Source organism: Thermohalobaculum xanthum (assembly GCF_016623495.1).
Classification (GTDB): Bacteria; Pseudomonadota; Alphaproteobacteria; order Rhodobacterales; family Rhodobacteraceae; genus Thermohalobaculum; species Thermohalobaculum xanthum.
This window is the reverse complement of sequence record NZ_JAEHHL010000001.1, coordinates 361,195-384,654: the sequence shown is the minus strand read 5'-3', so window position 1 is coordinate 384,654 and position 23,460 is coordinate 361,195. Positions and strand designations below refer to the sequence as shown.

The window sequence follows — 23,460 nt, the reverse complement described above, 5'->3', positions numbered from 1 at the left end:
GCGTGAGCATCTCACCGGCAATACAGGAGCCCGCCCCGTGCCCGACGACCATACCAGGCCTGCGCCTGCCCATCCCGTAGCGCCGACCGACGCGCACCCGCCGCAGATGATTGCCCGGCTGGTCGAGGAGGTCGGCGTGCGCAAGGCGACGCTCGGCCTCGTCCCGATGGTCATGCTCGGGCTGCTGGCGGGCGCCTTCATCGCCTTCGGGGGCATGCTCGCCACGCTGGTGCTGACCGATCCGGTGGCGGGCTTCGGGCTCACCCGCTGGCTCGCGGGGATCGCCTTTTCGCTCGGCCTCGTCCTCGTCGTCGTGGCGGGGGCCGAGCTTTTTACCGGCAACAACCTGATCGTGATGGCCTGGGCTGACGGCAAGGTGACGACCCGGCAGCTCCTTCGCGCCTGGGCGATCGTCTGGGCCGCGAACTTCGCGGGCGCCCTCGCCATGGCGATCGCGGTCTGGATCTCGGGCGTCTACGCCGCCGGGGACGGCGCCGTCGCGGACACCGCGATCCGCATCGCCGAAGCCAAGACCGCGCTCGGCCCGCTCGCCGCGCTGACCCGCGGCATCCTGTGCAATGCGCTCGTGTGCCTTGCGGTCTGGCTCGCGATGGCGTCGCACACCGTCGCCGACCGCATCCTGGCCGTGATCTTCCCCGTCGCAGCCTTTGTCGCAATGGGCTTCGAGCACTCGATCGCCAACATGTACCTCATCCCCGCCGGCTGGCTGCACGGCGCGGCGGTCAGCCTCGCGGGCTTCATCGGCAACATCTTCTGGGTGACGCTGGGCAACATGATCGGCGGCGGCATCTTCGTCGCCGGTGTCTACTGGGTGGTCTATCTGCGCCATGCCGAGCGGGGCTGAGCCCTGCCCGGCACCCGCCGTTCGGCGCGTCAGCTCTGGGGCTCGCCCTTGCCGCCCGCCATGCCGCCCAGGCGCCGGGCCGCGAGTCCCAGGACGATCATGCCCCAGCCTTCCATGATGAACGAGAAGCCGGCGATCAGGCCCAGCACCACGACCGCCGAGGCTGGGAAGTTCGCCCAGATCACGACGCCCGCCAGTGTCGAGGCCAACCCGCTCAGGACGATCCAGCCCCAGCCGTCCTCGGGCCGCAGCTGCCATCCGGCGACCAGCCGAACCACGCCGCCCGCGAGGAACGTCGCGACGACGACCAGCGTGACCGCCATCAGCCCCGCCAGCGGCTTGAACAGCACCAGGAGCCCGCCCACCGTGTAGAGCACGCCCGCGAGCACGTGGAGCGTGCCGCCCTTCCAGCCCTGCGCCCCGAAGGCCTGCACGATCTGCGCGACGCCCGCGAACAGGAACACGACCCCGATGATCGACAGCACGAAAACGCTCGCGACGAAGGGCGAGAGCACCGCGCAGGTGCCACCCACCACCAGGACGCCTCCCAGCACCAGAAGCCATACCGAGTTGCGCCGCAGCGCCTCGGGCATCTCCTCGATCTTCAGCATGTTGTCCATCGACGGGGTCCTCCTGAAGCATGCACCGGACCGAGACTTCCGGTCTTTCGCGTCAGTGTCTACCCCGCAGCGTGGATTTGCCGTGTTTCAGCCGCCCTGCGTGCGGCGGAACGGTGATGCGGGGTAGACGCCCAGGATCTTCACGCGCTTGGTGAAGAAATCGAGCTCCTCCATCGCCAGCCGCACCGGCGTGTGCTCGGGATGGCCCTCGATGTCGGCGTAGAACTGCGTGGCGGTGAACGAGCCCCCGACCATGTAGCTCTCGAGCTTGATCATGTTCACGCCGTTGGTCGCGAATCCCCCCATCGCCTTGTAGAGCGCGGCGGGCACGTTGCGCACCTCGAAGACGAACGAGGTGATCGCGTCCCCGCCCAGCGGATCGGCCTCCAGCTTCTGGCGCGACATCACGTAGAACCGCGTCGTGTTGTGCGCGGCGTCCTCGATGTCCTCGGCCAGGGCCTCGAGCCCGTAGACCTCGCCCGCAAGGCGCGAGGCGATCGCGCCCCTCCCCGCGAAATCGCCCTCGGCCACCTGCTTGGCGCTGCCCGCGGTGTCGCCCCCGGTCACGGGCTTGATGCCGTGCTTCTTCAGGAACTCGCGGCACTGGCCCAGCGCGACGGTGTGGCTCTGCGCCTCGCGGATGTCCTCGAGCCGCGTGCCGGCCTTGGCCAGCAGCTGCAGCCGGATCGGCACGAAATGCTCGCCGATGATGTAGAGGCCCGAGTCGGGCAGCAGGTGGTGGATATCCGCGACCCGGCCGTAGAGCGAATTCTCGACCGGCAGCATCGCCAGCCGCGCCGCGCCGCCACGCACGGCAGCGATCGCGTCCTCGAACGTGGCGCAGGGCATCGGCTCCATCGCGGGATAGACCTCGCGGCAAGCCTGGTGCGAAAACGCGCCGATTTCGCCCTGGAAGGCGATCTTGCCGGTCATGTCGCTGTTCATCACACCCCTCCCGCGCCGCGCCGAGCGCGCCCGTCACCCGAAAAAACCTGCCCTTAGGCGTTTCGTCGCGGCTTATACGGCTTGGCAAGGCCTTGGGGAAGGCGCTATTCAGCCCCCCAAACGGCTGTGCCCCGCTGCGGGCGATGGAGGATGTGAGATCCATGGATTCGGGCGAGTTCAACAAGATCGCTGGCGCCGTCATCGGCGCGCTCCTGCTCTTCTTGCTGCTGGGCTTCTTCTCCGAGCAGATTTTCCACGGCGGGCATGAAGACACTCTGGCCTACGCGGTCGAGGTCGAAAGCGCCGAGGCCGCCGAGGCCGAAGCCGATGCGATCGACCTCGCGATGCTGGTCGTCGAGGCCGACGCGGCCGCGGGCGAGAAGCTCTTCAAGCAGTGCGCCGCCTGCCACAAGGTCGAGGACGGCGTGCACGGCGTCGGCCCGTCGCTGTGGGGCGTGGTCGGCCGCGAGGTCGCGGCCGCCGAGGGCTTCGGCTACTCGGATGCGCTGGCGGGCAAGGACGGCGTTTGGGATCTCGAGCATCTCAACGCGTTCCTCGAGAACCCCAAGGGCTACGCGCCGGGCACCAAAATGGCCTATGGCGGCATGAAGAAGGCCGAGGACCGCGTGAACCTGATCGCGTGGCTCAACGAGGCCGACGGCTCGCCGATGGAACTGGCTGCCGCTCCGGCCGAAGCCCCGGCCGAGCCTGCCGCCGAAGCGCCCGCTGAAGCAGCGCCCGCCGAAGAGGCCTCGACCGAGACGGCCGCCGCGCCCGCGGAGACCGCTGCCGAGGCGCCGGCCGCCAGCGCAGGCGGCGTCTACGCCGCTGCCTCGGCCGAGGCCGGCGCCAAGGTCTTCAACAAGTGCAAGGCCTGCCACACCCTCGAGGAAGGCAAGAACCGTGTTGGCCCCTACCTGTGGGGCATTATCGGCCGGCCCGTGGCCAGCGCCGAGGGCTACGCCTATTCCGATGCGCTCAAGGCCAAGGGCGGCGAGTGGACGGCGGCGAACCTCGACGCCTTCCTGGCCGATCCCAAGGGCTGGGCGCCGGGCAACAAGATGTCCTTCGCCGGTGTCCGCGACGCCGAGGACCGCGCCAACCTGATCGTCTATCTCAACGAGGCCGACGGAAGCCCCGAGCCGCTCGAGTAACGCACCTCGCGAGCCAAACCTGAACCGCGCCGCAACGAACATTGCGGCGCGGTTGCTTATTTTTAATCCCCCGGAACGAGCGCCTTCGCTTGAAACCCCCAGCGCCAGCCCCTAGTCGTTAAGGCGGGTGCCATGGAAGGGGTCGACATGCGCTGGACACGCCGGCAGATCGGACAGCTGGGACTTGGCCTGACGGCCGCGAGCCTCCTGCCCGCGGGGTTTGGTGCGCGGGCCTCGGAGGGCATCATCCGCGCCCATGGCGTCTCGGCGTTCGGCGACCTGAAATACCCTGCGGACTTCGCGCATTTCGACTACGTGAACCCCGACGCGCCCCGTGGCGGCACCTTCTCGACCGGCGGCGGGCCGGGCACCTTCGACAGTCTCAATCCGTTCATCCTCAAGGGGAACCCTGCCACCCTGATCGGGCTGACCTTCGACTCGCTGATGGACGGATCCGCCGACGAGCCGGATTCGATGTATGGCCTCGTCGCGTCGTCGATCGAATACCCCGAGGACCGGACCTGGTGCGCCTTCGAACTGCGACCCGAGGCCCGCTTTGCCGATGGCTCGCCGATCACGGCCGAGGATGTCGCCTTCTCGTTCAACATCCGGCGCGAGAAGGGGCACCCCTCGTTCCGCCTCCAGTATGCCGCCGTCACCGGGGTGACGGTCGAGGGGCCGCACCGCGTGCGCTTCGACTTCGACCGGAGTGCGGCGCTGCGCGACATGCCGATGGCGGTGGCCGGGCTTCCGGTCCTGTCCGCGAAGTGGTGGGAGGGCCGCGACTTCGCCGCATCCTCGCTCACGCCGATTCTCGGCTCGGGCCCCTACCGCATCGAGACCGCCGATCCGGGCCGCGTGATCTCCTTCGTCCTGCGCGACGACTACTGGGGTTGGGACCTGCCCGTGAACCGCGGCCGATGGAACTACCAGCGGATCAGCTTCGAGTATTACCGCGACCGCTCGGCCAGCTTCGAGGCATTCAAGGCCGGCAAGTTCCTCTTCAACGAGGAGTTCTGGTCCAAGCAGTGGGCGACCGGCTACGACTTCCCGGCGCTCAAGCGCGGCGACGTCGTGCGCGCGACCCTGCCCGACAATCGCCCTTCCGGCACGCAGGGCTACTGGTTCAACACCCGGCGCTCCAAGTTCTTGGATCCGCGCGTGCGCAAGGCAATCGCCATCTGCTTCGACTTCGAATGGTCGAACAAGACGCTCTTCTTCGACCTCTACACCCGCACCGACAGCTTCTTCGAGGGCGGGCCGATGGAGGCCTCGGGCTCACCGACGCCCGGCGAGACGACGCTGCTCGAAGGCCTCGCCTCAAAGCTTCCGCCCGACCTGCCCGAGGACGTCTTCGGCACCGCCTACGTGCCGCCGGTCACTGACGGATCGGGCCGCAACCGCCGCGAGCTGCGCGAGGCCGCGCGCCTGCTCGACGAGGCCGGCTGGAAGATCGTGGACGGCAAGCGGCGCAACGCGCAGGGCGAGGTTCTGGAGATCGAGTTCCTCGATGCCTCCTCGGCCTTCGAGCGCATCACCGTGCCGTTCATCCGCAACCTCGAGCGCATCGGCATCGTCGCGACCAACCGGGTCATCGACCCCGCGCAGTACCGCAAGCGCATGGAGGATTTCGATTTCGACATCACGACCGACCGCAAGGTGATGTCGCTGACGCCGGGGGTCGAGCTGCGCGACTACTTCCACTCCTCCAGCGCCAACTCGCCGGGCTCCGACAACACGGCGGGCGTCGACAATCCCGCGGTCGACGCGCTGATCGAGACCATCGAGCGCTCGAACGACCGCGAGACGCTGACCAACGCGGTGCGCGCCCTCGACCGCGTTCTGCGTGCGATGCACATCTGGGTGCCGCAGTGGTCCAAGGCCTCGCACCACATCGCCTACTGGGACATCTACGACCGCCCCGAGGTGAAGCCCGCATACTCGCTGGGCAACTTCGACCTCTGGTGGGTCGATCCCGACAAGTTCGCCTACCTCAAAGACCGGATCGGGGGCTGAACCCCGAATGGGCGCCTACATCCTCCGACGCCTGCTACTGATCCTCCCCACCCTTCTGGGGATCATGGCGCTGAATTTCCTGATCATCCAGTTCACCCCCGGTGGACCGGTCGAGCAGATCCTGGCCCAGATCGACGAGGGCGCCCATGGCGGCGGCGCCACCGAGCGCTTCAGCGGCGGCGGCGAGGGCACCGGCGGCGGCGCATCGGCGAGCGCGGGCTCGGGCGAGAGCAGCTACCGCGGTGCCCAGGGCCTCGACCCCGACTTCATCAAGGACCTCGAGCGCCAGTTCGGGCTCGACAAGCCGCCGCTCGAGCGCTTCGGCATCATGGTCTGGAACTACCTGCGCTTCGATTTCGGCGAGAGCTTCTACCGCTCGGTCTCGGTGATCGACCTGATCCTCGAGAAGATGCCGGTCTCGGTCTCTCTGGGGCTCTGGACGACGCTGATCTCCTACCTCGTCTCGATCCCGCTCGGCATCGGCAAGGCCGTGCGCGACGGCTCGCGCTTCGACGCCGTGACCTCGGGCGTGATCATCGCGGCCTACGCGATTCCGGGCTTCCTGTTCGCGGTCATCCTTCTGGTCTTCTTCGCAGGCGGCTCCTACGTGCAGTGGTTCCCCCTCAGGGGCCTGACATCCGACAATTGGGAGAGCCTCAGCCTCTGGGGCAAGCTGGTCGACTACCTGTGGCACATCGTGCTGCCGGTCAGCGCGATGATGATCTCGGGCTTCGCGACGCTGACGCTGCTGACCAAGAACTCGTTCCTCGACGAGATCCGCAAGCAATACGTCATGACCGCGCGCGCCAAGGGCCTGAGCGAGCGGCGCGTGCTCTACGGCCATGTGTTCCGCAACGCCATGCTGATCGTTATCGCGGGCTTCCCCGGGGCGTTCGTGTCTATCTTCTTTACCGGCGCGCTCTTCGTCGAGACCGTGTTCTCGCTCGACGGGCTGGGGCTCCTGGGCTTCGAGTCGGTGGTCAACCGCGACTACCCGGTGGTGCTGGGGACGCTCTACCTCTTCGGCCTGATGGGCCTGGTGGTGAAGCTGATCTCGGACCTCACCTATGTCTGGATCGATCCGCGCATCGACTTCGAACGGCGGGAGGGCTGAGATGGAAGCCCCTGCCCCCGCCGTCACCGCCCCTGCCCCGAAGCGCGGCCTGTTCGAGTTCTCGCCCCTCAACCGGCGCCGGCTCAGGAACTTCCGCGCCAACCGCCGCGCGCTCTGGAGCCTCAGGCTCTTTGGCCTTCTGTTCCTGCTCAGCCTCTGCGCCGAGCTGATCGCGAACGACCGCCCGGTGCTCGTCAGCTTCCGGGGCGAGATCATCTCGCCGCTTCTGAACACCTACCCCGAGACCTTCTTCGGCGGCGACTTCGAGACGGCGGCCGACTACTCCGACCCGGTGGTGCGGTGCCTGATCCGCACCGGCGGCAACATCGACGGCTGCCTCGACGAGTCCGACGGGCTCGGCCCTGCCCAGACGGTCGAGGGAGAAAGCGCCGGCTGGGTGCTGCGGCCGCTCATCCCGTTCAGCTACGCGACCGTCGACTACGAAGTCGCAACCGCCCCCTCGCCGCCCGACGCCCGCCACTGGCTCGGCACCGACGACCAGGCGCGCGACGTGCTGGCCCGGGTCATCTACGGCTTTCGCCTCTCGGTGCTGTTCGGCTTCGGCGTGACCGCGCTCTCGGCCATGATCGGCGTGCTGGCGGGCGCGGCGCAGGGCTTCTTCGGCGGCTGGGTGGACCTGACCTTCCAGCGGATCGAAGAGGTCTGGTCCTCGATGAACACGCTCTACGTGATCCTGATCATCTCGTCGGTGCTGGCGCCGAACATGTGGGTGATGTTCTTCATCTTCGTGGCCTTCGGCTGGACCCAGATCATCGGCGTGGTCCGGGCCGAGTTCCTGCGCGCGCGCAACTTCGAATACGTGCGGGCGGCGCGCGCGCTGGGCGTGGGTGACTGGCGCATCATGGTGCGCCACCTGCTGCCCAACGCGATGGTGGCGACCGTGACGCTGCTGCCCTTCATGCTGACCGCGTCGATCGGGCTGCTGGCGGGTCTCGACTTCCTCGGCTTCGGCCTCGGCCAGGGCTATCCCTCGCTGGGCGAGCTGGCGCTCCAGGGCAAGAAGTACCTGCAGGATCCGCACCTGGCGATCACCGCCTTCCTGACCTTCGCGATCATGCTGTCGCTGATGGTCTTCGTCTTCGAGGGCATCCGTGATGCCTTCGACCCCCGCAAGACCTTCCGGTGAGAGCGCGATGACCGAGCCTCTGCTTCAGGTCCGCGACCTGTCGATCACCTTCCGAACCGAGGGCCGAACCGTCCGCGCCGTCGACGGCGTCTCGCTCGCGATCGCCCGCGGCGAGACGCTGGCGCTGGTCGGCGAATCCGGCTCCGGCAAGTCACTCACCGCCCTCTCGACCGTCAAGCTCCTGCCCGACACGGCCGAGGTCGAGGGCTCGGTGACCTGGCGCGGGCACGAGATGATCGGCGCCGACGCCCGCAGCCTCCAGCAGATCCGCGGCAACGACATCAGCTTCATCTTCCAGGAGCCGATGACCTCGCTCAACCCGCTGCACACGATCGAGAAGCAGATCGGCGAGAGCCTCGCGCTGCACCAGGGCGTCACCGGCGACACCGCACGCGCGCGTATCATCGAGCTGCTCACCAAGGTCGGCATCCGCGAGCCCGAGTCCCGCCTCGGCGCCTTTCCGCACCAGCTCTCCGGCGGCCAGCGCCAGCGCGTCATGATCGCGATGGCCCTTGCGAACAAGCCCGAGCTCCTGATCGCGGACGAGCCCACCACCGCGCTCGACGTCACGATCCAGGCCCAGATCCTCGCGCTCTTGGCCGAGCTGCGCGACGCCGAGGGCCTTGCCATGCTCTTCATCACCCACGACCTCGGCATCGTGCGCCGCGTGGCCGACCGGGTGGCGGTGATGCAGGCGGGCAAGATCGTCGAGACCGGCCCGGTCGCCGAGGTCTTCGACAACCCGCAACACCCCTATACCCGCAAGCTGCTCGCGGCCGAGCCCAAGGGCCGGCCCGGCCCCTGCCCCGATGGCGCCGAGCCGCTTCTGGCGGGCGAGAAGGTCCGCGTCTGGTTCCCGATCAAGCGCGGCTTCTTCAAGCGTACGGTCGGGCACATCAAGGCCGTGACCGACATCGACCTCACTCTCAACCGCGGCGAGACCCTTGGCGTTGTCGGGGAATCGGGCTCGGGCAAGACGACGCTGGCGCTGGGGCTCATGCGGCTCATCGCGGCGCAGGGACGCATCAGCTTCCTCGGGCGCGACATCCAGGGGCTGCGCGGCTCGGGCCTGCGCGCGCTCAGGCGCGACATGCAGATCGTCTTCCAGGACCCTTACGGCTCGCTCAGCCCGCGGATGTCGGTGGCCGAGATCATCGCCGAGGGCCTTGGCGTCCACGGCGTGCGCGAGCCCGGCGTCACCCCGCGCGAGGCGGTCGCGCGCCAGATGGCCGAGGTCGGCCTCGACCCCGCGACGATGGACCGCTATCCGCACGAGTTCTCGGGCGGCCAGCGCCAGCGCATCGCCATTGCCCGGGCGATGATCCTCAAGCCCGAATTCGTCGTGCTGGACGAGCCGACCTCGGCGCTCGACATGACCGTGCAGACCCAGATCGTCGACCTCCTGCGCGACCTTCAGCGGCGCTATCGGCTGGGCTATCTCTTCATCAGCCACGACCTAAGGGTCGTGCGCGCCATGGCGCATCGCATGATCGTCATGCGCCAGGGCGAGGTGGTCGAGAGCGGCACCGCCGACGAGGTGTTCGACAATCCGCGCACGGAATACGCTCGCGCGCTGATGGCCGCGGCCTTCAACCTCGAAGCGGTCGAAGGCGTCGTCGCCGACTGAACGCCCGGGCCTTGACGTTCCCCCTCTGTTCCGGCCATCCTTGCCGCTGATCAGAGGCAGGAGCGATGCGCGCAATCCCCACCACGCCCGAAGCACCCGGCGTCACGCTCGCACGCGGCGTGAACAGGATGCTGGTCCAGCGCGGGCTTGCGGCGATTGTCGAGTTTCCGACGACCGATGGCCGGCGCATGGACCTGTGCGCGCTTGGACCCAAGGGCGAGATCTGGTGCATCGAGGTCAAGTCGTCGCGCACCGACTTCATGTCCGACATGAAGTGGAGCGATTATCTGCCTTGGTGCGACCGATTTTTCTTCGCAGTCCCCGAGAATTTTCCTGCCGAGATCCTGCCGCCCGAGCACGGCCTCATCCTCGCCGATCAATGGGGCGCCGAGGTGATCCGCATGGCGCCGCACGACCCCGTCGCGTCGGCCCGGCGCAAGGCCGTGACCCTGCGCTTCGCCCGCATGGCTGCCGAGCGCCTTACGCGCCTCACGGACCGCTGAAGCCACTTGCTCGCCACCGAAACGCATGTGAAGAACTCAGCGCAACCACCTCAAGCTGCGACGAAATGCACCCCGGAAAAGCGCTGCCGGAAGCCGCTGACATCGGCGGCCACCGCCTCCGGGTCGTCTCCCAACCCCCGGACGATCAGGCGTGCAAGTTCGGGCATGTCGCCAGGCCCCATCCCTGCCCGCACGATCTCGGGCACGCCGAGGCGCAGGCCGTTCAGATCGCCCTCGACCGGCGCAACCGGCAGGCCTATGCCGCAGGTCAGGATGTTTGCCCGCCGCAGGTGCCGCGCGGCGGCCTGGCCCCCGCCCAGCGGCGCCGCCTTCAGCGCGAACTGGTGCGAGCGCGTGGCGACGCCTCCGGGTGCGAACAGCGCGACCCCCTCGGCGGCCAGCTCCGCCGCCAGCGCCGCTGCCGTCTCACGCATGGCCGCGGCATAGGCCGCACCCTGCGCCTTCCAGTCGGCCAGCGTCACGGCCAGGGCCGCCACACGGCCCGCGTCAAAATTCGCCGTCAGCCCCGGAAAGGCGATTGCGTCGAGCCGCTCCGCAAGCTCCGCCTCGGTGGTGACGATCAGCCCACCCGCGGGGCCACCCAGCGACTTGTAGGTCGACATCGTCATCAGGTGCGCGCCCTCGTCAATCGGATCGGGCCATGCGCCTCCCGCGATCATCCCGCAAAGATGCGCCGCGTCGAACATTAGGCGCGCATCAACCTCGTCGGCGATTTCCCTCACCATGCCAACCGGATGCGGGGCAATGTTAAGGCTTCCGCCAATGGTGATCAGGCGCGGTCTGACCTTGTGCGCCAACGCGCGCAGCCCCTCGACATCCACCGTGTAGCCATCCGCGTTCACCGGGGCCCGATGGATCTCGAGGCCGTAAAGGCCTGCCGCACCCGCCTCGTGATGGGTGACGTGGCCACCGATCTCGGCCGGCGGAACGATGACCGCGTCGCCCGGCTCGGCGCAGGCCATGAAGGCATAGAGGTTCGACAGCGCGCCCGACGCTACCCTGACCTCGGCAAAAGGCGCACGAAAGACCTCGGCCGCCAACTCGGCTGCGATTACCTCGATGCGCTCGATGGCTTCGAGGCCCATCTCGTATTTCGCGCCGGGGTATCCCAGCGATGGGCGCGGCCCTAGGCCCGAGGCCATCAGCGCCTCGGCCCGCGGGTTCATCATGTTGGTCGCGGGGTTCAGGTTGACGCAGTCGCGTTCGTGGATTTGCCGGTTCCAGCCGGCGAGGCGCTCGATCTCGGCCGCAACGTCACCGGCCGCGAGATGCCCGGCCGCGGCCGCGATCTCCTGCACCAGTCCCTTGACGTCCGTCGGAACCCAGTCTCGCTGTGCCAGTCGCGTCATCGTCGTCTCCCCTGATCCGGCTGCGCGTCAGCCCTGCCCGCGCGTGCCCCGGCGCTGTGGTCCGATCCCGTCGACCCGGATCTTGCTTCGGCGCGACGACGTCGTGCGATCCGCTCTCGTGGCGGCGTCGTGCGACAGGAAGTTCCACACAATGAATCCGATTCTCACTTTATTTCAGTGGGTTGACCTGTTTTTCACGCGTGAAAGTCATGCCGTCTCCGCCAGTGGCAGACACCTCGCGGCGGCGAAGCCCAGGCGCATCTGCGCCCCCGTGGCGCTGCCCGTCGGCAGATCCAGCGTCCCCCCGGCCATTGCCGCAAGCGCGCGGAGCTGAGGGTCCGGCCGTGGCGGCAGCCGCGCCGGGTTCCGTGCAAGCGAGCGCAGCGTCGCCGCCTCCCCCACGCTCGTCGATGGCTTCGCGACGATCGTCAGCGCGATGCCGCCATCGGCCTCGACCTCGATCACCGGGCTCACCCTTCCTCCCGCCCCGGCCCCACGGATCGCACGCCGCAACAGGTCATCGATCACGCCCCACAGCACGGTCTCGTCGGTCAGAACTCCCGCCATCACACCGCAGGTCGGCGCTGCGATCGGCTCGAGCGTCACCGACGCGGCATCGGCATCGGCCAGCGCCATCCGGCGGGCGCGTCGCGCCAGGCGACAAAGGTCGACCTCGACCAGCGTCTGGCGCGCGGCGCCCTGCCCGGCGCGGTCGATCTGCGACAGCTCACCCGCAAGCCGAAGCACCCGCCACGACGCCACCGCGACATCCGATGCATGCCGCTCGACCGAGGCGGGCTCGGGCGCCGGTCCCTCCCCCCTCAGCGCCTCGGCCGTGGCGATCAGCGCTCCCAGCGGCGCGTGCATCTCGTGGGCGATGCGCGCGACATCCGGATGGAAGCCGCCATGCGATGCCGGGGCCTCCGACGATCCGGCGGCGAAGGCAGCGACCAGGCGCAGCTTGTCGCCGCCTCGCTGGCGCCACAGGCTCACGCGGAACGGTCGCACGCCCGCGGCCGTGATGAGCGCCGCGCGCGCCTCCGCCGCGCCCTCAGCCACGGCCCGCGCCAGCAGGGCCTCGCCTGCCAGCGGATCGGCAAACCGCTCGACGAACCTCTCGGCCGCCTCGCCGAACAGTGCGAGATCGACCGGGCTGCGCTCGCGGCACTGCCCCGCGACGGTAACGGCGGCGAGCGCGATGGGCAGATCGGCATCCGGACCCGTCGCGTCCTCGCTCTCTCTCGCACTGTGCATGATCACCGACCGGCTGAGCCGCCCATAGCGCCGCGCTCAGCGCGCGCGCTCTTTCGGCGATGAACTGCCACCACGAGGCGCGCTGCCACGCGCCTTCTCGGCCGCCGCGCGCAGTTCCTCGGCAATCTCGAGGGCCTCGTCCGGGTCGAAATCCATCGGAATCTCGAAGCCTTCGCCCTCGATGTAGATCCTGACCATCCCGAGCGAAGTCGGCCCGATCGCGAGCGTCGCCGCAACGTCGCTTTGCTTGTTTATGCCCATGCTTGAACGCCCCCGCCGCTTTGTAATTGTTACGGTTCTGCGAGATGCTACGCCATTCCGTTAATGGATACAGCCCCGATCGCTGAATCGCTCAGAGGTTCTTGAAAATTCCGACACCGGGCTGTAAACGAGCCCCCACGTGCCGACGTAGCTCAGTTGGTTAGAGCACCGGATTGTGGATCCGGGGGTCCGGGGTTCAAGTCCCTGCGTCGGTACCATTCCTTCCCTTTGGATCAGTTGATATTTCCCGCGCCGGCGGGCGAACAACCCGTCCCCGAGCACATTGGAAGTGCCGAGCCCGACGGCCGGCATCAACGCGCCTGGCCGCCCACTCCATCGCGCGCGCCGCCGAGGTTCTTCCGGGATGAGGGCCCGGAATTTCCCTCGATGGCTGGCCAGACCCAGGCTGGCCGCTCGCCCCCGCTGATCAACCAGCGATAGGCTGCAAGCATCTGACCGGCGACCGCTTCCTCACGGAACGCTGCTGACATCCATTCACGACCGTTGCGTCCCATCTGGGCGCGCACCTGCGGCGCGAGATCGAGGGCAGCGAGAAGCGCCTCGGCGAGGGGCTCGACACCGTGGTCGACCCACCAGCCGCACTTGTTCTCGACAAGGCCTGCCCATGGCGCTCCCTTGGTCGAAATCACCGGCGTGCCGCTGGCGAGGCTCTCGGCCACCGTCATCGCGAAGTTCTCGCCCAGCGTCGGAAGGACGAATACCTCGGACGACGCGAGGCGTTTGATCTTGGCCTCGCCAAGGAGCGCGTCATGTATCTCGACAGTTGTCAGCCGAAGCTCGTGGATGAGCGAGCGAAGCTCGGCGACGTGGCCCGCTTCGTCGGGTCCCACGATCACCAGGCGCCAATCTGGCCTGAGGGGCGCGACCTTGCTCCATGCCCGGATCAGTCGGTCGATGCCTTTCTTCGGATGAATGCGGCCCAGGGTGATGACAGTCCTTCCGTCCTTGGGCGCAGCGTCGAGCAGGACAGGGTCCGGTAACGCGATGCCATTGGGGACCACGGCGATCGGTTGCGTGAAGCCCAGCGCCCGAATTTCCTCCGCTTCTGCCTCGCTGGTCGCGTGGAACATGTCCACGCGTTCGAGCGCCTTGCGCTGGAACAGAAGGCTGAAGATTGCTTTCCGAGAACGTGAGAACCGAAGCGCGACGGGCGAAAGCATCCCCCGAGGCGCAAGGACGAACTTCGCGCCCAACATCCCGGCCGCACGGGCCGCATAGATGTTCGGCATGAGCCAAAGGCCATGATCGTGGATGATGTGGGCGTGACGCGAAACAAGGCCCCGCCACAGGTCCGACGAGAGCATCATGCGCCCTAGGACCGGCCACCCGCAGAAGTCCGCGCGATACCGCAGATCGTCAAAGACATGGCCCGAAGGGTCCGGATCACCCACCGACAACACAGCCACGTCGGCACCAAGGCGTGCTTGTGCATTGGCGAGCGCGGTGACGGAGTATGACGGCCCCGCCGTCGCGCGGTCGAGTGAGGCCACGACATGGCTGACCGCGCAGTCCCCCGCGCCGTCTGCGTCAAGGCGGGTCGCGACGGGGCGATCGTCGCGCGCTGCGCTCATGGACGGGTCGTATGCATGTGAGGGCTCAGGCCACACGGGGCGTCATCTCCGGGTGGCTCGGCCCAGCGTCAAATTGCCGGCGGGATGCGCCTTTCTCTGGGCAGTCGCGCTGGTTGGCGATAAAGTCCGTTGCAGTCATGAAAGCCGCTTGCCGAGGGGCGGCGCCGCGGGGAAGAGGCTCGCCTTGTCCGATAAGGGGCTCAGCTTCAGGCCCATCGCAAACCTGGAACTCGATCGGTTCGAGCGGCCGGAGATCCCCGGCGCGCCCGGCTTCGCGCGTCGCGCGGCGTGGTACCTCGTGAACGCAATGTTCTTCCAGGGGGCGGTGCTGGGGCTGGTTCCCGGTGGCCTCAAGTGCGCCCTGCTGCGAGGCTTCGGCGCCAGGGTGGGTCGCGGCATAACAATCAAGCCCCGGGTCTCCATCAAGTCGCCCTGGTTCCTCGAGATCGGCGACCATAGCTGGATCGGCGAGTGCGCATGGATCGACAATCATACCGCGGTCCGCATCGGCTCGAATGTCTGCATCAGCCAGGGCGTCTACATCTTCACGGGAAATCACGACTGGAGCGACCCGAAGTTCGCGTTCTTCTGCAAGCCGGTCGAGATCGGTGACGGAGTCTGGGTCACGGCATTCCAGCGGATTCCTCCCGGCACGGTGGTGCCCCCGAATGTCGCGGTCCTGACGGCCGCGACCACGACCAGCAACGAACCTTGACCCGAGCATCGACTTCGCCGCGCACCGGCCGCGCCGAGCCATCTGGCGCGGCTGATGCCGCCTGTCACCGAACCCCGTAATACTTGTCGATCGAGCGGTACGAGTAATAGCCGTATCCGTAGCGCGCGAGCTTCTTGGGGTTGATCTGGTTCATCACGATCCCGGTCACCGAGAGGTCGGCGTGGTTATAAAGCTGCAACGCCGAGCGCAGCACCTCGCGCGTCGACACGTTCCAGCGGATGGCGAAGACCGTTGCATCCGCATGGCTCGCGATGACGCGCGCATCCGGAACGACCAGGACCGGCGGCGTGTCCAGGATGATGAAGTCATAGTAATTGCGCAGTTCCGAGATCAGGCGCGCAAAAGCCTCCGACGAGAACACGTCCATCGTGTAGTTGCGCGTGCGCTCGGCAAACATCACGTCGATGCCGCTTTGCGCGTCGTGATGGATGGCGTCCTCGAGTTGCGCCTCGCCGCCGAGATACGAGATCAGCCCGTGCGTCGCGCCATCCTTCTGCGCGGGGTCGCCGAAGAATTCCTTCATCACGGGCCGGCGAAGGTCACACTCGATCAGGATGGCCTTGCGCTTGGTGCGCGCGGCCATGATGGCGAAGGATACCGAAAGCGAGCTCTTTCCGTCGCCCGGCACCGCCGAGTTGAACATCACGACCTGCGGCGGCGAGTCGACGTTCGAGAGCATGAGCGTCGCGTGCAGATTGCCGATCGCCTCCGCAAAGCGCGAACCGGGCTGCTGGGTCAGCGAATTGACAAGGCGCTTGCGCCCGCGCGCGCTGGCCAGGGGCACCTCGGCGATCACGGGAATGCCCGTGATCCGCGCAATATCGTCCCGGGTCCGGATGCGCGTGGTCAGGAACTCGGACGTCAGCGCATAGAGAACCGCGAACACGCCGCCACCGACGATGGCGAGGAGCAGCGTCGCCATCTTGTTCGGGGATGTCGGCGCCGAGCGCACGACCGCCGACGAAAGGACGCGGGCATCGGCCTCCTGCAGCCCCTGCTGGACCGAGATCTCGTTCATCCGCTGAAGGAAATACTCGTAGAGGGTCCTGGTCGCCTCGGTCTCCCGCTCGAGCTCCCGCAGGCGGATCAGGTCGGCCGATTTCGCCTCGCGCCGCGCCTCGAGATCAGCGATGGTTCGCTCGAGCAAGGGCAGGTTCTGCGCCGCCTCGTCGGCGCGCTGCGCCGCGCGATCAAGTTCGAGCTGGACCAGCGCGGCAATCGGTTCGACATGCTCGGCGGGATAAGGCCTGGCCAAGTTCGCAATTCGCTGCAGCCGCGAGGCGAGTGCCTGCGATGGATCCTGGATCAGACGCGCCGCTTCGACAGCCTGGCCAGATGCCAGAAGCGCCTCGATTTCGGCGCGATTGCCCGACAGTCCGTCGAGCTGGGCGCGGCCGCGGGCGACGCGGTCCCTGAGTTCCTTGATCTGCCGGTTCTCGGCTTCCAGCGCCTCTTCGCTGAGGACGCTCGAACCCGCGGTGTAATCTGCCAGCCTCGCCTCGGAGGTCTCGAGCCGGACCTTGAGTTCGGCGACACGGTCCGAAAGCCAGAGCGTCGCCTGCTCGGTCGCGGCGAATTTCGACTCGAGCTGGTCGAGGATGTACTTCTCGGCGACCGTGTTCGCGATCAGCGCGGATTTCGCCGCGCTCTGGGTTTGCACCGAGATCGTGAAGACGGGCGCCCAGTCATCCGTCACGACCTTGACCTTGGCGGCGAGGATGTCGACGGCCGTGATCATCGTCTGCCGGGCCGCCTCCTCGGGGGATGGCGACGCGGGCGCATCACTTGCTGGAGCGGGGAGCAGGGCAGCGATGGCCAATCTGACGCTACCAATGACCTTGCGGACGATCCCGACGTCATCCGAGGCGGCAAGGGAAGGATTGAATTCGGGGTCGTTCGTGAGGTCCAGCGCCTTCACGACGCGCTCGAACAGCGTGCGCGACCCGATGATCTTGGCCTGTAGCTGAACGCTGGAGAAGTCGCTCTGGACGCCCGCGACGACTGAATCGAGATCGACGACGTTGGTCTTGCGACTGTCGAGCGCGACGACTGCGTCCGATGTGTAGAGCGGCGTCGCGACGGAGAGCCGGTAGACCGCGAACGTAACCGCCATGGCTGTGATCAGCAGGATCGTCCAGATCCTGCGGCGAAGCGTCATCGCAATTGCGCGAAAATCGAGGTCGGAAGATCCATCGCCCGAAGTCACGTGATCGGGCACACGCGCAACTCTGCCCCTCAGAGGCTTGCTCTCATTCATCCCCAAATCGCCCCCAATGAGCTCTTACGCAAAGCGCCAGCGGCGGTCCGTGCCACCGAAAGAAACTCTCTACCCACCACAGGAGAGGAGTACCATGATCACCTCCCCGTCACAACCTGCACCGGGCCCGGACGCGGGCATGCGCGCGGTCCTCGGGCAACCGCGCAACACCCCGTCGACCGGGCCAAACATGCGCGCAAACACCAACGCGAATGGAGTGCTCTCGATGCGCATGAAGGACTGGCTCAGCCGGAAGCCCTGCCCCGTAAGCTTCGGGCGCCGCGGAGGTGGCATCACCTCGCTGCAACGCGACGCCTCGTCGATGTTCCTCATCTCCGACACGGGCGCGACGATCGAGATCCCGCCGGCCGGAAGCGGCATGGCCGGCATTCTCGATTCAGACGGCCGTGCGCGGCTCGATGCGATCCAGGTTGCAGGCATGTCCCGCGCAAGCGCAGGATCCGTCGACACCGCCACGACGCTCAACGTGCCAGCCACGGTCCGATTCCTCGATCTTGGGAGGGTGGGCCCGCAACCGGCCCCATATATCCGCGTGGCGCAGGAGCCCTCTCACACACTCAAGCTGAGAACGGCAGATCGCTTCCTGCCCGACACGGGCGAGGACCCGACCCATGGCGGCTGGTGGGAATTCGCGCCCCAGGGCCCGATCTATCTGAGCATGGCCGGTGTTGTCGCGGACGGGGTGACCGACAATGCTTCTGCACTTGCCGCGGTGCGGGACTTCTGCACTACGAAGGGCCGGGATCGCCACTGGCATTGGATCTTCCCCGAGGGGATCTGCCAATACACGGCGAACAAGTGGGCATTGGGCCTCACCGATCTTCGGCTCACCGGCTACGGCACGACACTTCAGAACGTGACCGATCTGCCCTTCTCCAGCGACTATTTCCCGCTGCCGCGCGAGGGGATATTCCGCGGGAACGGCTTCCTTCAGTCCAGCTTCCCCGCAACGCTTGTCGTCCAAGCGGGCCAGCGCTTTGGAACCGCCGCGGCTGGCAGCACCACGATCGCCATGACGGCACCAGCGGACGCTGCGCTCTACGCGCCGGGGGACCGGGTGTTCCTGCACGGCTTCTGCACGCAGGTTGGCGGATACTCTCCGAACCTTCGATACTTCGAGTGGCACGAGATTGCCGAGGTCGATGCCGCAAGCGGCGTGATCACGCTCGAGCGGCCGCTGGCATATGCGTACAATGGCGATTGGCCGGATATTTACTATCGCGGCGCGATCACGACGGCGAGTTTCCCCGCCCTCTCGGCTGGTGAGCCCGAAACGCGGTTCGGCAAGCCCCGGATCCTCAAGCTGAACGGCCGCCCCCAAGCCGATGGGAGCCTGCATCACTATCCCGAACGCCTGACGATCGAGGGATTCCGGTTTGCCGCGAACCCCAATGCCTCGACTTCGCAGCGATTTACCGCCCAGGCACGCAATGTCGTCCTGCGTGACCTCGACCTGGGCACCGACGCGACGAATGGCTTCTTTCTCGATCCACGTGAGGCAGAGAATTTCGTGATCGAGCGTTGCAGGGTCAGTCCGCTGATCGAACTCGACAAGATCGTCCAGCACTGCGCGATCCGCGACTGCATCGTAGGGGGCGAGCCGACGTCGCAAGCGTCGATCCTCAACGGAACGGGGGTCAACACCCTCGAGATCACCGGGTGCACCACGGCGAGGCGCGTGCTCGTGACCGCACGCGACGGTATTCACATCCGTGGGAATCGCATCGCGAGCCTCGACCTCAGCAACGTCGTCACGCGCGGTCCGGTCGAGTTCGTCTCGGGCCACTGGGGAGGCGCCTATGCCGAGATCGCGGGCAACACCTACATCAAGGCGTCCGCACAGGCGAAGGTCGGCGAGTCGAGCTTTCTGCGCGAAGCCACAATCCCCGCAGTGGATGGCGACGGGAACGCGCTTGTCGCCCGCATTAAGGATGCGTCCGGCAATGACACCGACACGCCATCGCTTGTTCGCGCGATGCGTCCCGGCGTTGTCGTCTGGCTGAAATCCGACCCTCGCGTGCGCGGCATCGTGGCCGACGTGGTGGACGATGGCGCCGGCAACTTCTGCGTCAAGTGGGCCGCGAGCGGCAACCTGAAGAGCCGGCTGGTTCCCGGCAGCGTCATCGAATGGCACCATATGCAGGCCGTTCGCCTCGACGGGACCAACCCCCTCGACCGGTTCGGGGTGCAGACGCCGAACCCGGGGCTCCTGCGCTGGGAAAGCCTCGTGCTCGGCAGCCCCTGGTCCGCCAATGGCGTGACCCTTTCGGATACCGGAGCGGGGACCATCGGCAATGCTGCGAAGTGGCCGGGCGCGCTCCTTGCCGGCCGGGCCTATCGCCTGACCTACGACATGACGCGCACCGCGGGCTCGGTCATCATCCGAACCCCGGCGGGGACGACCAATCTGGCGACGCTCAGCACGACGGGCACCGGTCTGCAGGCAAGCTTTGTCGCCCAAGGATCGGATTTCGACCTCCGAACCAATGCGTTCAATGGCTCGATCACGCCGATCTCGCTCGTCGAGTTGTGACCGGCCGGCGGTGGAGCGGCGATGCCGCTCCGCCCACCCCCTCCCCCACTGCACCGCGGCTAGCGCGATGCGACGTCCTCGGCTTCGATGAACCGCAGTAGCGCCCTCGCAACGATCTCGGCTCCCTGGACGCTAAGGTGGTTGGTGTCACCGTAGAGCAATTCGTCGTCTCGGATCACGGCGCAGTTGACGTCGTCGCACAGCACGGTTGCCGGATCGAAGATACGCACGTTGCCGAAGCCGCTCGCGGCTTCCCGGATCCCGGCTTCGGTCAGAGCTTTCTGCCGGTCGTAGGCATCGCGCGTCATGCGGCATTCAGGAACCGCGGCCTGGATCGGCCGCCTGATGCAGCGCGACGGGTGAAAGGGCAATTCGGGCATGCCCAGCACGATCACGATCGTCCCCGAACTTGGTGAAAGGGCCGCCAGCATCTGGCGGAGCCCGTCCGTCAGCCCCGCTATCGCTTGCGGATCGAGGGGCTGCCAGTAGGGCCGGAAGAAGTATCCGTGCAGGATCACGGCGTCGGGCCGCGCCGCAGCGACCCTCCGGGCAATATCCGCCATCGCCGTGGCACAGCCGAGCGGCTTGCCGTGGCGAACACCGTCGCCACCCAGAACCGGGATGCAGGCGCGCTTGCCGATCATCGCAACGCCATGCGGGGCGACACGCGACAGACCCGAATAGAGCCGGTTGGCGTGCGAATCCCCTAGAACAACCATCCGCGAGAGATCCGATCCGCTCGCGACACAGAAATCCCGTCCGGGGTTGAACCCCTCACGAAACAGGTCCCCATGCGCACTGACACATGTCCTGGTGTGCAGCTCGTCCGACGCGGGTGCCTGCGGTGCTTCTGCGAGGTTCCAGGGGCCGCGCAACTCGGCGGCGCCACGGGACGCCACGAGGCTCGTGGCGACCAGCACCACCATGGCCATGCCGGCACTCAGTTTCAGCGCCTGGCCGTACCGGACGCCCCGGCGGAGCGGCAGTTCGAGGAAGTGATACGTCGCCATCGAGGCCAGCAGCGCGAGCATCACCGCGGCAAGTTCCGCGACAAGCCGCAACTCTTGATCCTGGATCTGCACGATCGCGATGAACGACAGCAGCGGCCAGTGCCACAGATAGAGCGGATAGCTGATCAGGCCGATGTAGACGACAGGCCGACGCGCCAGCACATATCGATTGACCAAGCCGTTCGGCCCCGCCGCGATCATCAGGACGCTGCCGAGCACCGGAGCCACCGCAGCCCATCCCGGATAAGCGAGTGTCTTGTCGAGAGAGACGAACGACAGGATGCAAAGCACCCCTCCGCCGAGCGATGCCGCATCCGCAAGCGGCTGAGGCAGAAGCTGTCCGTCGCGCAGGAATCGGCGCCGCCTGAGCTCCCAGATCGCCAGCCCGCCACCTGCAAGCAACTCCCAGAAGCGCGTGACGGGAAGATAGAAGGCACCGTCGGGGTCGGACAAGACGAGCATAAGATTCGCCGCAAACGACGCGAGCCCGATGGTCACCACGACGGCGACCCGTCCCCGTGCGAGGCGCCACGTCGCGGCCAGGAGCACGGGCCAGAAGATATAGAACTGCTCCTCGACACCCAGAGACCACAGATGGAGGAACGGCTTCCGGGCCGCATCGATGTCAAAGTAACCCGCTTCCAGCCAGAGCAGGATGTTCGACGAGAAAAGCGCGCCCGCAATCGCATGACGTGCGAGTGACTCGTACTCGTCCGGCAGAAGGATCCACCAGCCCAGACCCAGGGTCGCGGCGATCACGAGGACCAGCGCGGGAAAGATCCGCCGGATGCGCCGCCCGTAAAACCCCGCGTAGGAAAAGGTCCCGCTTTCGATCTCGCGAAGGATGATCCGCGTGATCAGGAAGCCCGAGATGACGAAGAAGATATCAACGCCCGCGAAGCCGCCTGGCAGGCCTGAGCTGGCAACGTGAAACGCCACGACAGAGAGCACGGCGACGGCGCGCAAGCCATCGATGTCGGCACGGTAGTCGGCGTCATTCGGCCGGAGTGGTGATACCATCGCCCCCTCGTCCGATCTGGGCCGGGCCCATGGCTGCAGCACCGCGCAGTTGCTCCCTCCGCCGCGCCGACATCGCGGCCGGAATACCGATGGCCAACGCCATCACCGTCGCGACGATTGCACCCGTCATGGCAAGGGCAAAGCTCGACTGCATCATGACCCAGGTGACGGGAAGAACGACGAAGATGTAGAGCCAGGCCGATCCGTAGCGCTCGACATTGCGGACGCTCAGGCACCACACCTCGAAGCGACGGAGAGCGAACCCGTAGACCACGCCGACGAACACGCCGCCCCACCCGAAATTCAGATAGGCTTCTGTCGGAAGCGGCGTGTTGATGCCGCCAAGCGCACGACCGACGCCGTAGATCTCGGTGCGGACAAAGATCCCGACCGAGATGGCAGGCTTGTCGGGCCAGAACTCGCGCGGAATGAACGACGTGACGAGACGAGTAAAGCTCTCGCCCATCAGCAGTTCATGATCCTCCATGCGCCACATGATGGTCGCGAGATTGTTGATGTCGGTGAAATAGGTCGATCGGAAGACATGCATAAACGCGATATCCGCGGCTTGCTGCAATCCGATACCGCCGCTGTCCGCGCCGAAATGACGGAACACGCTCATCGCCGTGAAGACCCCGAACATGACGGGGAAGGTAATCGCGAGACCTGCCCACATCTTCGTCGAGATGTGCCCCCGCACGATGTAGCAGGCAATCACGAAGAACAGCAGAATGTTGATCAGAGAAAGCCGTTTTCCACGGATCAGCGACTCGAACAGGACCAGCGCCAGAAGAATTAGAACCGCCGCAACATGACTGCGCGTTCGATTATCCGAAAGCGACGAACAGACGATGACGATGAAGCTGAACCAGATGACGCCGAGAAAGGCGAAAATGAACGCATATGATTTGCCGAAACCCTCGACTCTCGAGATCATGTCGAGCTTGGAACGGTTGAGATCGGCAATCTTCTCGAACGTGAGCAGGTCCGTCAGGTCGGAGAACCCGTGCTTCCGCGACTGCAGCAGGACGAGCACGATCGCGAACATCGCGACCGACACGACGAGCAGCACCAGCGTCGCTTGCGGCCCGATCGCCTGAGCGCGCAATACCGGGCGCGCGTCGAAGCGTTCCTCCCTGCGCATGCCAAGCGCGTATCCCACCGACACGAGCACCATGAACAGCAGGATGTAGACGAGCGCATATTCCAGCGCACTGTCCGGCCGCTGGAACCACGGCGCCGAGAGATCGGATGCGAACAGGTAGGTGTAGGCGACCTTCATCGGCACGCCGAGGAACAGCGCGAAGGATACCAGCAAGAGCGGCCCGCCTCCGGGTGCGAAGGCATAGCGCCACGCCGTCAGCAACGGCACGAGCGGCACAAGGAGCGCGATTGCGAGATATGCGGCGACCATC

The 23,460-nt window shown here is 66.7% G+C and carries 18 protein-coding genes and 1 tRNA gene; 10 read left to right on the top strand and 9 right to left on the bottom strand.

The window, feature by feature from the left end; all coding sequences use genetic code 11:
* The first annotated feature begins 37 nt into the window (after positions 1-37).
* Entirely contained in the window at positions 38-865 is an 828-nt protein-coding gene (locus tag H0I76_RS01820; RefSeq protein ID WP_325166215.1) for a formate/nitrite transporter family protein, read from the top strand.
* Positions 866-894: 29 nt separating this feature from the next.
* Here the strand turns inward: H0I76_RS01820 and H0I76_RS01815 are convergent, their stop codons facing one another.
* Positions 895-1,485: an HdeD family acid-resistance protein gene (locus H0I76_RS01815; RefSeq protein ID WP_200606225.1), complete on the bottom strand. Its 591-nt coding sequence runs from the start codon at positions 1,483-1,485 to the stop codon at positions 895-897.
* An 87-nt stretch (positions 1,486-1,572) separates the two neighbouring features.
* Positions 1,573-2,418 (bottom strand): prephenate dehydratase, encoded by an 846-nt coding sequence (locus H0I76_RS01810; RefSeq protein ID WP_200607780.1) that lies wholly within the window; start codon positions 2,416-2,418, stop codon positions 1,573-1,575.
* A gap of 173 nt (positions 2,419-2,591) precedes the next feature.
* Here H0I76_RS01810 and H0I76_RS01805 point away from each other — a divergent pair, with 173 nt between their 5' ends.
* The 6 genes from H0I76_RS01805 (at position 2,592) to H0I76_RS01780 (ending at position 9,991) form a co-directional block, all read left to right on the top strand.
* A complete protein-coding gene (locus H0I76_RS01805; protein WP_200606224.1) occupies positions 2,592-3,584 on the top strand; it encodes a c-type cytochrome in 993 nt (330 codons plus the stop codon).
* 147 nt (positions 3,585-3,731) lie between these two features.
* Positions 3,732-5,600: an extracellular solute-binding protein gene (locus tag H0I76_RS01800; RefSeq protein WP_200606222.1), complete on the top strand. Its 1,869-nt coding sequence runs from the start codon at positions 3,732-3,734 to the stop codon at positions 5,598-5,600.
* Between the two features lie 7 nt (positions 5,601-5,607).
* Entirely contained in the window at positions 5,608-6,714 is a 1,107-nt protein-coding gene (locus tag H0I76_RS01795; protein WP_200606220.1) for a microcin C ABC transporter permease YejB, read from the top strand.
* Between the two features lies 1 nt (position 6,715).
* Positions 6,716-7,861, top strand: a complete 1,146-nt coding sequence (locus H0I76_RS01790; protein ID WP_200606217.1) for an ABC transporter permease — start codon at positions 6,716-6,718, stop codon at positions 7,859-7,861.
* A gap of 7 nt (positions 7,862-7,868) precedes the next feature.
* Positions 7,869-9,488 (top strand): ABC transporter ATP-binding protein, encoded by a 1,620-nt coding sequence (locus H0I76_RS01785; protein WP_200606214.1) that lies wholly within the window; start codon positions 7,869-7,871, stop codon positions 9,486-9,488.
* A gap of 65 nt (positions 9,489-9,553) precedes the next feature.
* Positions 9,554-9,991 carry an MmcB family DNA repair protein gene (locus H0I76_RS01780; RefSeq protein WP_200606212.1) on the top strand — a complete coding sequence of 146 codons (438 nt, stop codon included), beginning with the start codon at positions 9,554-9,556 and terminating at the stop codon, positions 9,989-9,991.
* 50 nt (positions 9,992-10,041) lie between these two features.
* Here H0I76_RS01780 and H0I76_RS01775 read toward each other — a convergent pair whose 3' ends face one another.
* The 3 genes from H0I76_RS01775 to H0I76_RS01765 form a co-directional block, all read right to left on the bottom strand.
* A complete protein-coding gene (locus H0I76_RS01775) occupies positions 10,042-11,361 on the bottom strand; it encodes a serine hydroxymethyltransferase (protein WP_200606201.1) in 1,320 nt (439 codons plus the stop codon).
* A gap of 207 nt (positions 11,362-11,568) precedes the next feature.
* Positions 11,569-12,615: a HAMP domain-containing histidine kinase gene (locus H0I76_RS01770; protein WP_200606197.1), complete on the bottom strand. Its 1,047-nt coding sequence runs from the start codon at positions 12,613-12,615 to the stop codon at positions 11,569-11,571.
* Positions 12,616-12,651: 36 nt separating this feature from the next.
* Positions 12,652-12,876, bottom strand: a complete 225-nt coding sequence (locus H0I76_RS01765; RefSeq protein WP_200606195.1) for a DUF6324 family protein — start codon at positions 12,874-12,876, stop codon at positions 12,652-12,654.
* A gap of 141 nt (positions 12,877-13,017) precedes the next feature.
* Here H0I76_RS01765 and H0I76_RS01760 point away from each other — a divergent pair.
* Positions 13,018-13,094: transfer RNA gene (locus H0I76_RS01760), tRNA-His, on the top strand.
* Positions 13,095-13,187: 93 nt separating this feature from the next.
* On the opposite strand, the gene H0I76_RS01755 is transcribed toward H0I76_RS01760, so the two are convergent.
* Positions 13,188-14,468 carry a glycosyltransferase gene (locus H0I76_RS01755; RefSeq protein ID WP_200606193.1) on the bottom strand — a complete coding sequence of 427 codons (1,281 nt, stop codon included), beginning with the start codon at positions 14,466-14,468 and terminating at the stop codon, positions 13,188-13,190.
* A gap of 184 nt (positions 14,469-14,652) precedes the next feature.
* Here H0I76_RS01755 and H0I76_RS01750 point away from each other — a divergent pair, with 184 nt between their 5' ends.
* The gene (locus H0I76_RS01750) at positions 14,653-15,183 is read left to right on the top strand and encodes an LbetaH domain-containing protein (RefSeq protein WP_200606191.1); all 531 of its coding nucleotides are present in this window, start codon (positions 14,653-14,655) and stop codon (positions 15,181-15,183) included.
* A 64-nt stretch (positions 15,184-15,247) separates the two neighbouring features.
* Here the strand turns inward: H0I76_RS01750 and H0I76_RS01745 are convergent, their stop codons facing one another.
* Positions 15,248-17,461: a GumC family protein gene (locus H0I76_RS01745; RefSeq protein ID WP_267913238.1), complete on the bottom strand. Its 2,214-nt coding sequence runs from the start codon at positions 17,459-17,461 to the stop codon at positions 15,248-15,250.
* 94 nt (positions 17,462-17,555) lie between these two features.
* On the opposite strand from H0I76_RS01745, the gene H0I76_RS01740 reads away from it, so the two are divergent.
* Entirely contained in the window at positions 17,556-20,015 is a 2,460-nt protein-coding gene (locus H0I76_RS01740; protein WP_200606180.1) for a hypothetical protein, read from the top strand.
* 59 nt (positions 20,016-20,074) lie between these two features.
* Here the strand turns inward: H0I76_RS01740 and H0I76_RS01735 are convergent, their stop codons facing one another.
* Positions 20,075-22,045, bottom strand: a complete 1,971-nt coding sequence (locus H0I76_RS01735) for an acyltransferase family protein (RefSeq protein ID WP_200606177.1) — start codon at positions 22,043-22,045, stop codon at positions 20,075-20,077.
* Positions 22,020-23,459 (bottom strand): oligosaccharide repeat unit polymerase, encoded by a 1,440-nt coding sequence (locus H0I76_RS01730; protein ID WP_200606176.1) that lies wholly within the window; start codon positions 23,457-23,459, stop codon positions 22,020-22,022. Before H0I76_RS01730 ends, H0I76_RS01735 begins: the two co-directional genes overlap by 26 nt.
* Position 23,460 lies beyond the last annotated feature (1 nt).

Coding starts and splice junctions, on each gene's coding strand:
- H0I76_RS01735 (WP_200606177.1), bottom strand. CDS start 22,045: ATGGTATCACCACTCCGGCCGAATGACGCCGACTACCGTGCCGACATC.
- H0I76_RS01745 (WP_267913238.1), bottom strand. CDS start 17,461: ATGAATGAGAGCAAGCCTCTGAGGGGCAGAGTTGCGCGTGTGCCCGAT.
- H0I76_RS01775 (WP_200606201.1), bottom strand. CDS start 11,361: ATGACGCGACTGGCACAGCGAGACTGGGTTCCGACGGACGTCAAGGGA.
- H0I76_RS01780 (WP_200606212.1), top strand. CDS start 9,554: ATGCGCGCAATCCCCACCACGCCCGAAGCACCCGGCGTCACGCTCGCA.
- H0I76_RS01765 (WP_200606195.1), bottom strand. CDS start 12,876: ATGGGCATAAACAAGCAAAGCGACGTTGCGGCGACGCTCGCGATCGGG.
- H0I76_RS01800 (WP_200606222.1), top strand. CDS start 3,732: ATGCGCTGGACACGCCGGCAGATCGGACAGCTGGGACTTGGCCTGACG.
- H0I76_RS01810 (WP_200607780.1), bottom strand. CDS start 2,418: ATGACCGGCAAGATCGCCTTCCAGGGCGAAATCGGCGCGTTTTCGCAC.
- H0I76_RS01755 (WP_200606193.1), bottom strand. CDS start 14,468: ATGAGCGCAGCGCGCGACGATCGCCCCGTCGCGACCCGCCTTGACGCA.
- H0I76_RS01790 (WP_200606217.1), top strand. CDS start 6,716: ATGGAAGCCCCTGCCCCCGCCGTCACCGCCCCTGCCCCGAAGCGCGGC.
- H0I76_RS01815 (WP_200606225.1), bottom strand. CDS start 1,485: ATGGACAACATGCTGAAGATCGAGGAGATGCCCGAGGCGCTGCGGCGC.
- H0I76_RS01805 (WP_200606224.1), top strand. CDS start 2,592: ATGGATTCGGGCGAGTTCAACAAGATCGCTGGCGCCGTCATCGGCGCG.
- H0I76_RS01740 (WP_200606180.1), top strand. CDS start 17,556: ATGATCACCTCCCCGTCACAACCTGCACCGGGCCCGGACGCGGGCATG.
- H0I76_RS01785 (WP_200606214.1), top strand. CDS start 7,869: ATGACCGAGCCTCTGCTTCAGGTCCGCGACCTGTCGATCACCTTCCGA.
- H0I76_RS01730 (WP_200606176.1), bottom strand. CDS start 23,459: ATGGTCGCCGCATATCTCGCAATCGCGCTCCTTGTGCCGCTCGTGCCG.
- H0I76_RS01795 (WP_200606220.1), top strand. CDS start 5,608: ATGGGCGCCTACATCCTCCGACGCCTGCTACTGATCCTCCCCACCCTT.
- H0I76_RS01770 (WP_200606197.1), bottom strand. CDS start 12,615: ATGCACAGTGCGAGAGAGAGCGAGGACGCGACGGGTCCGGATGCCGAT.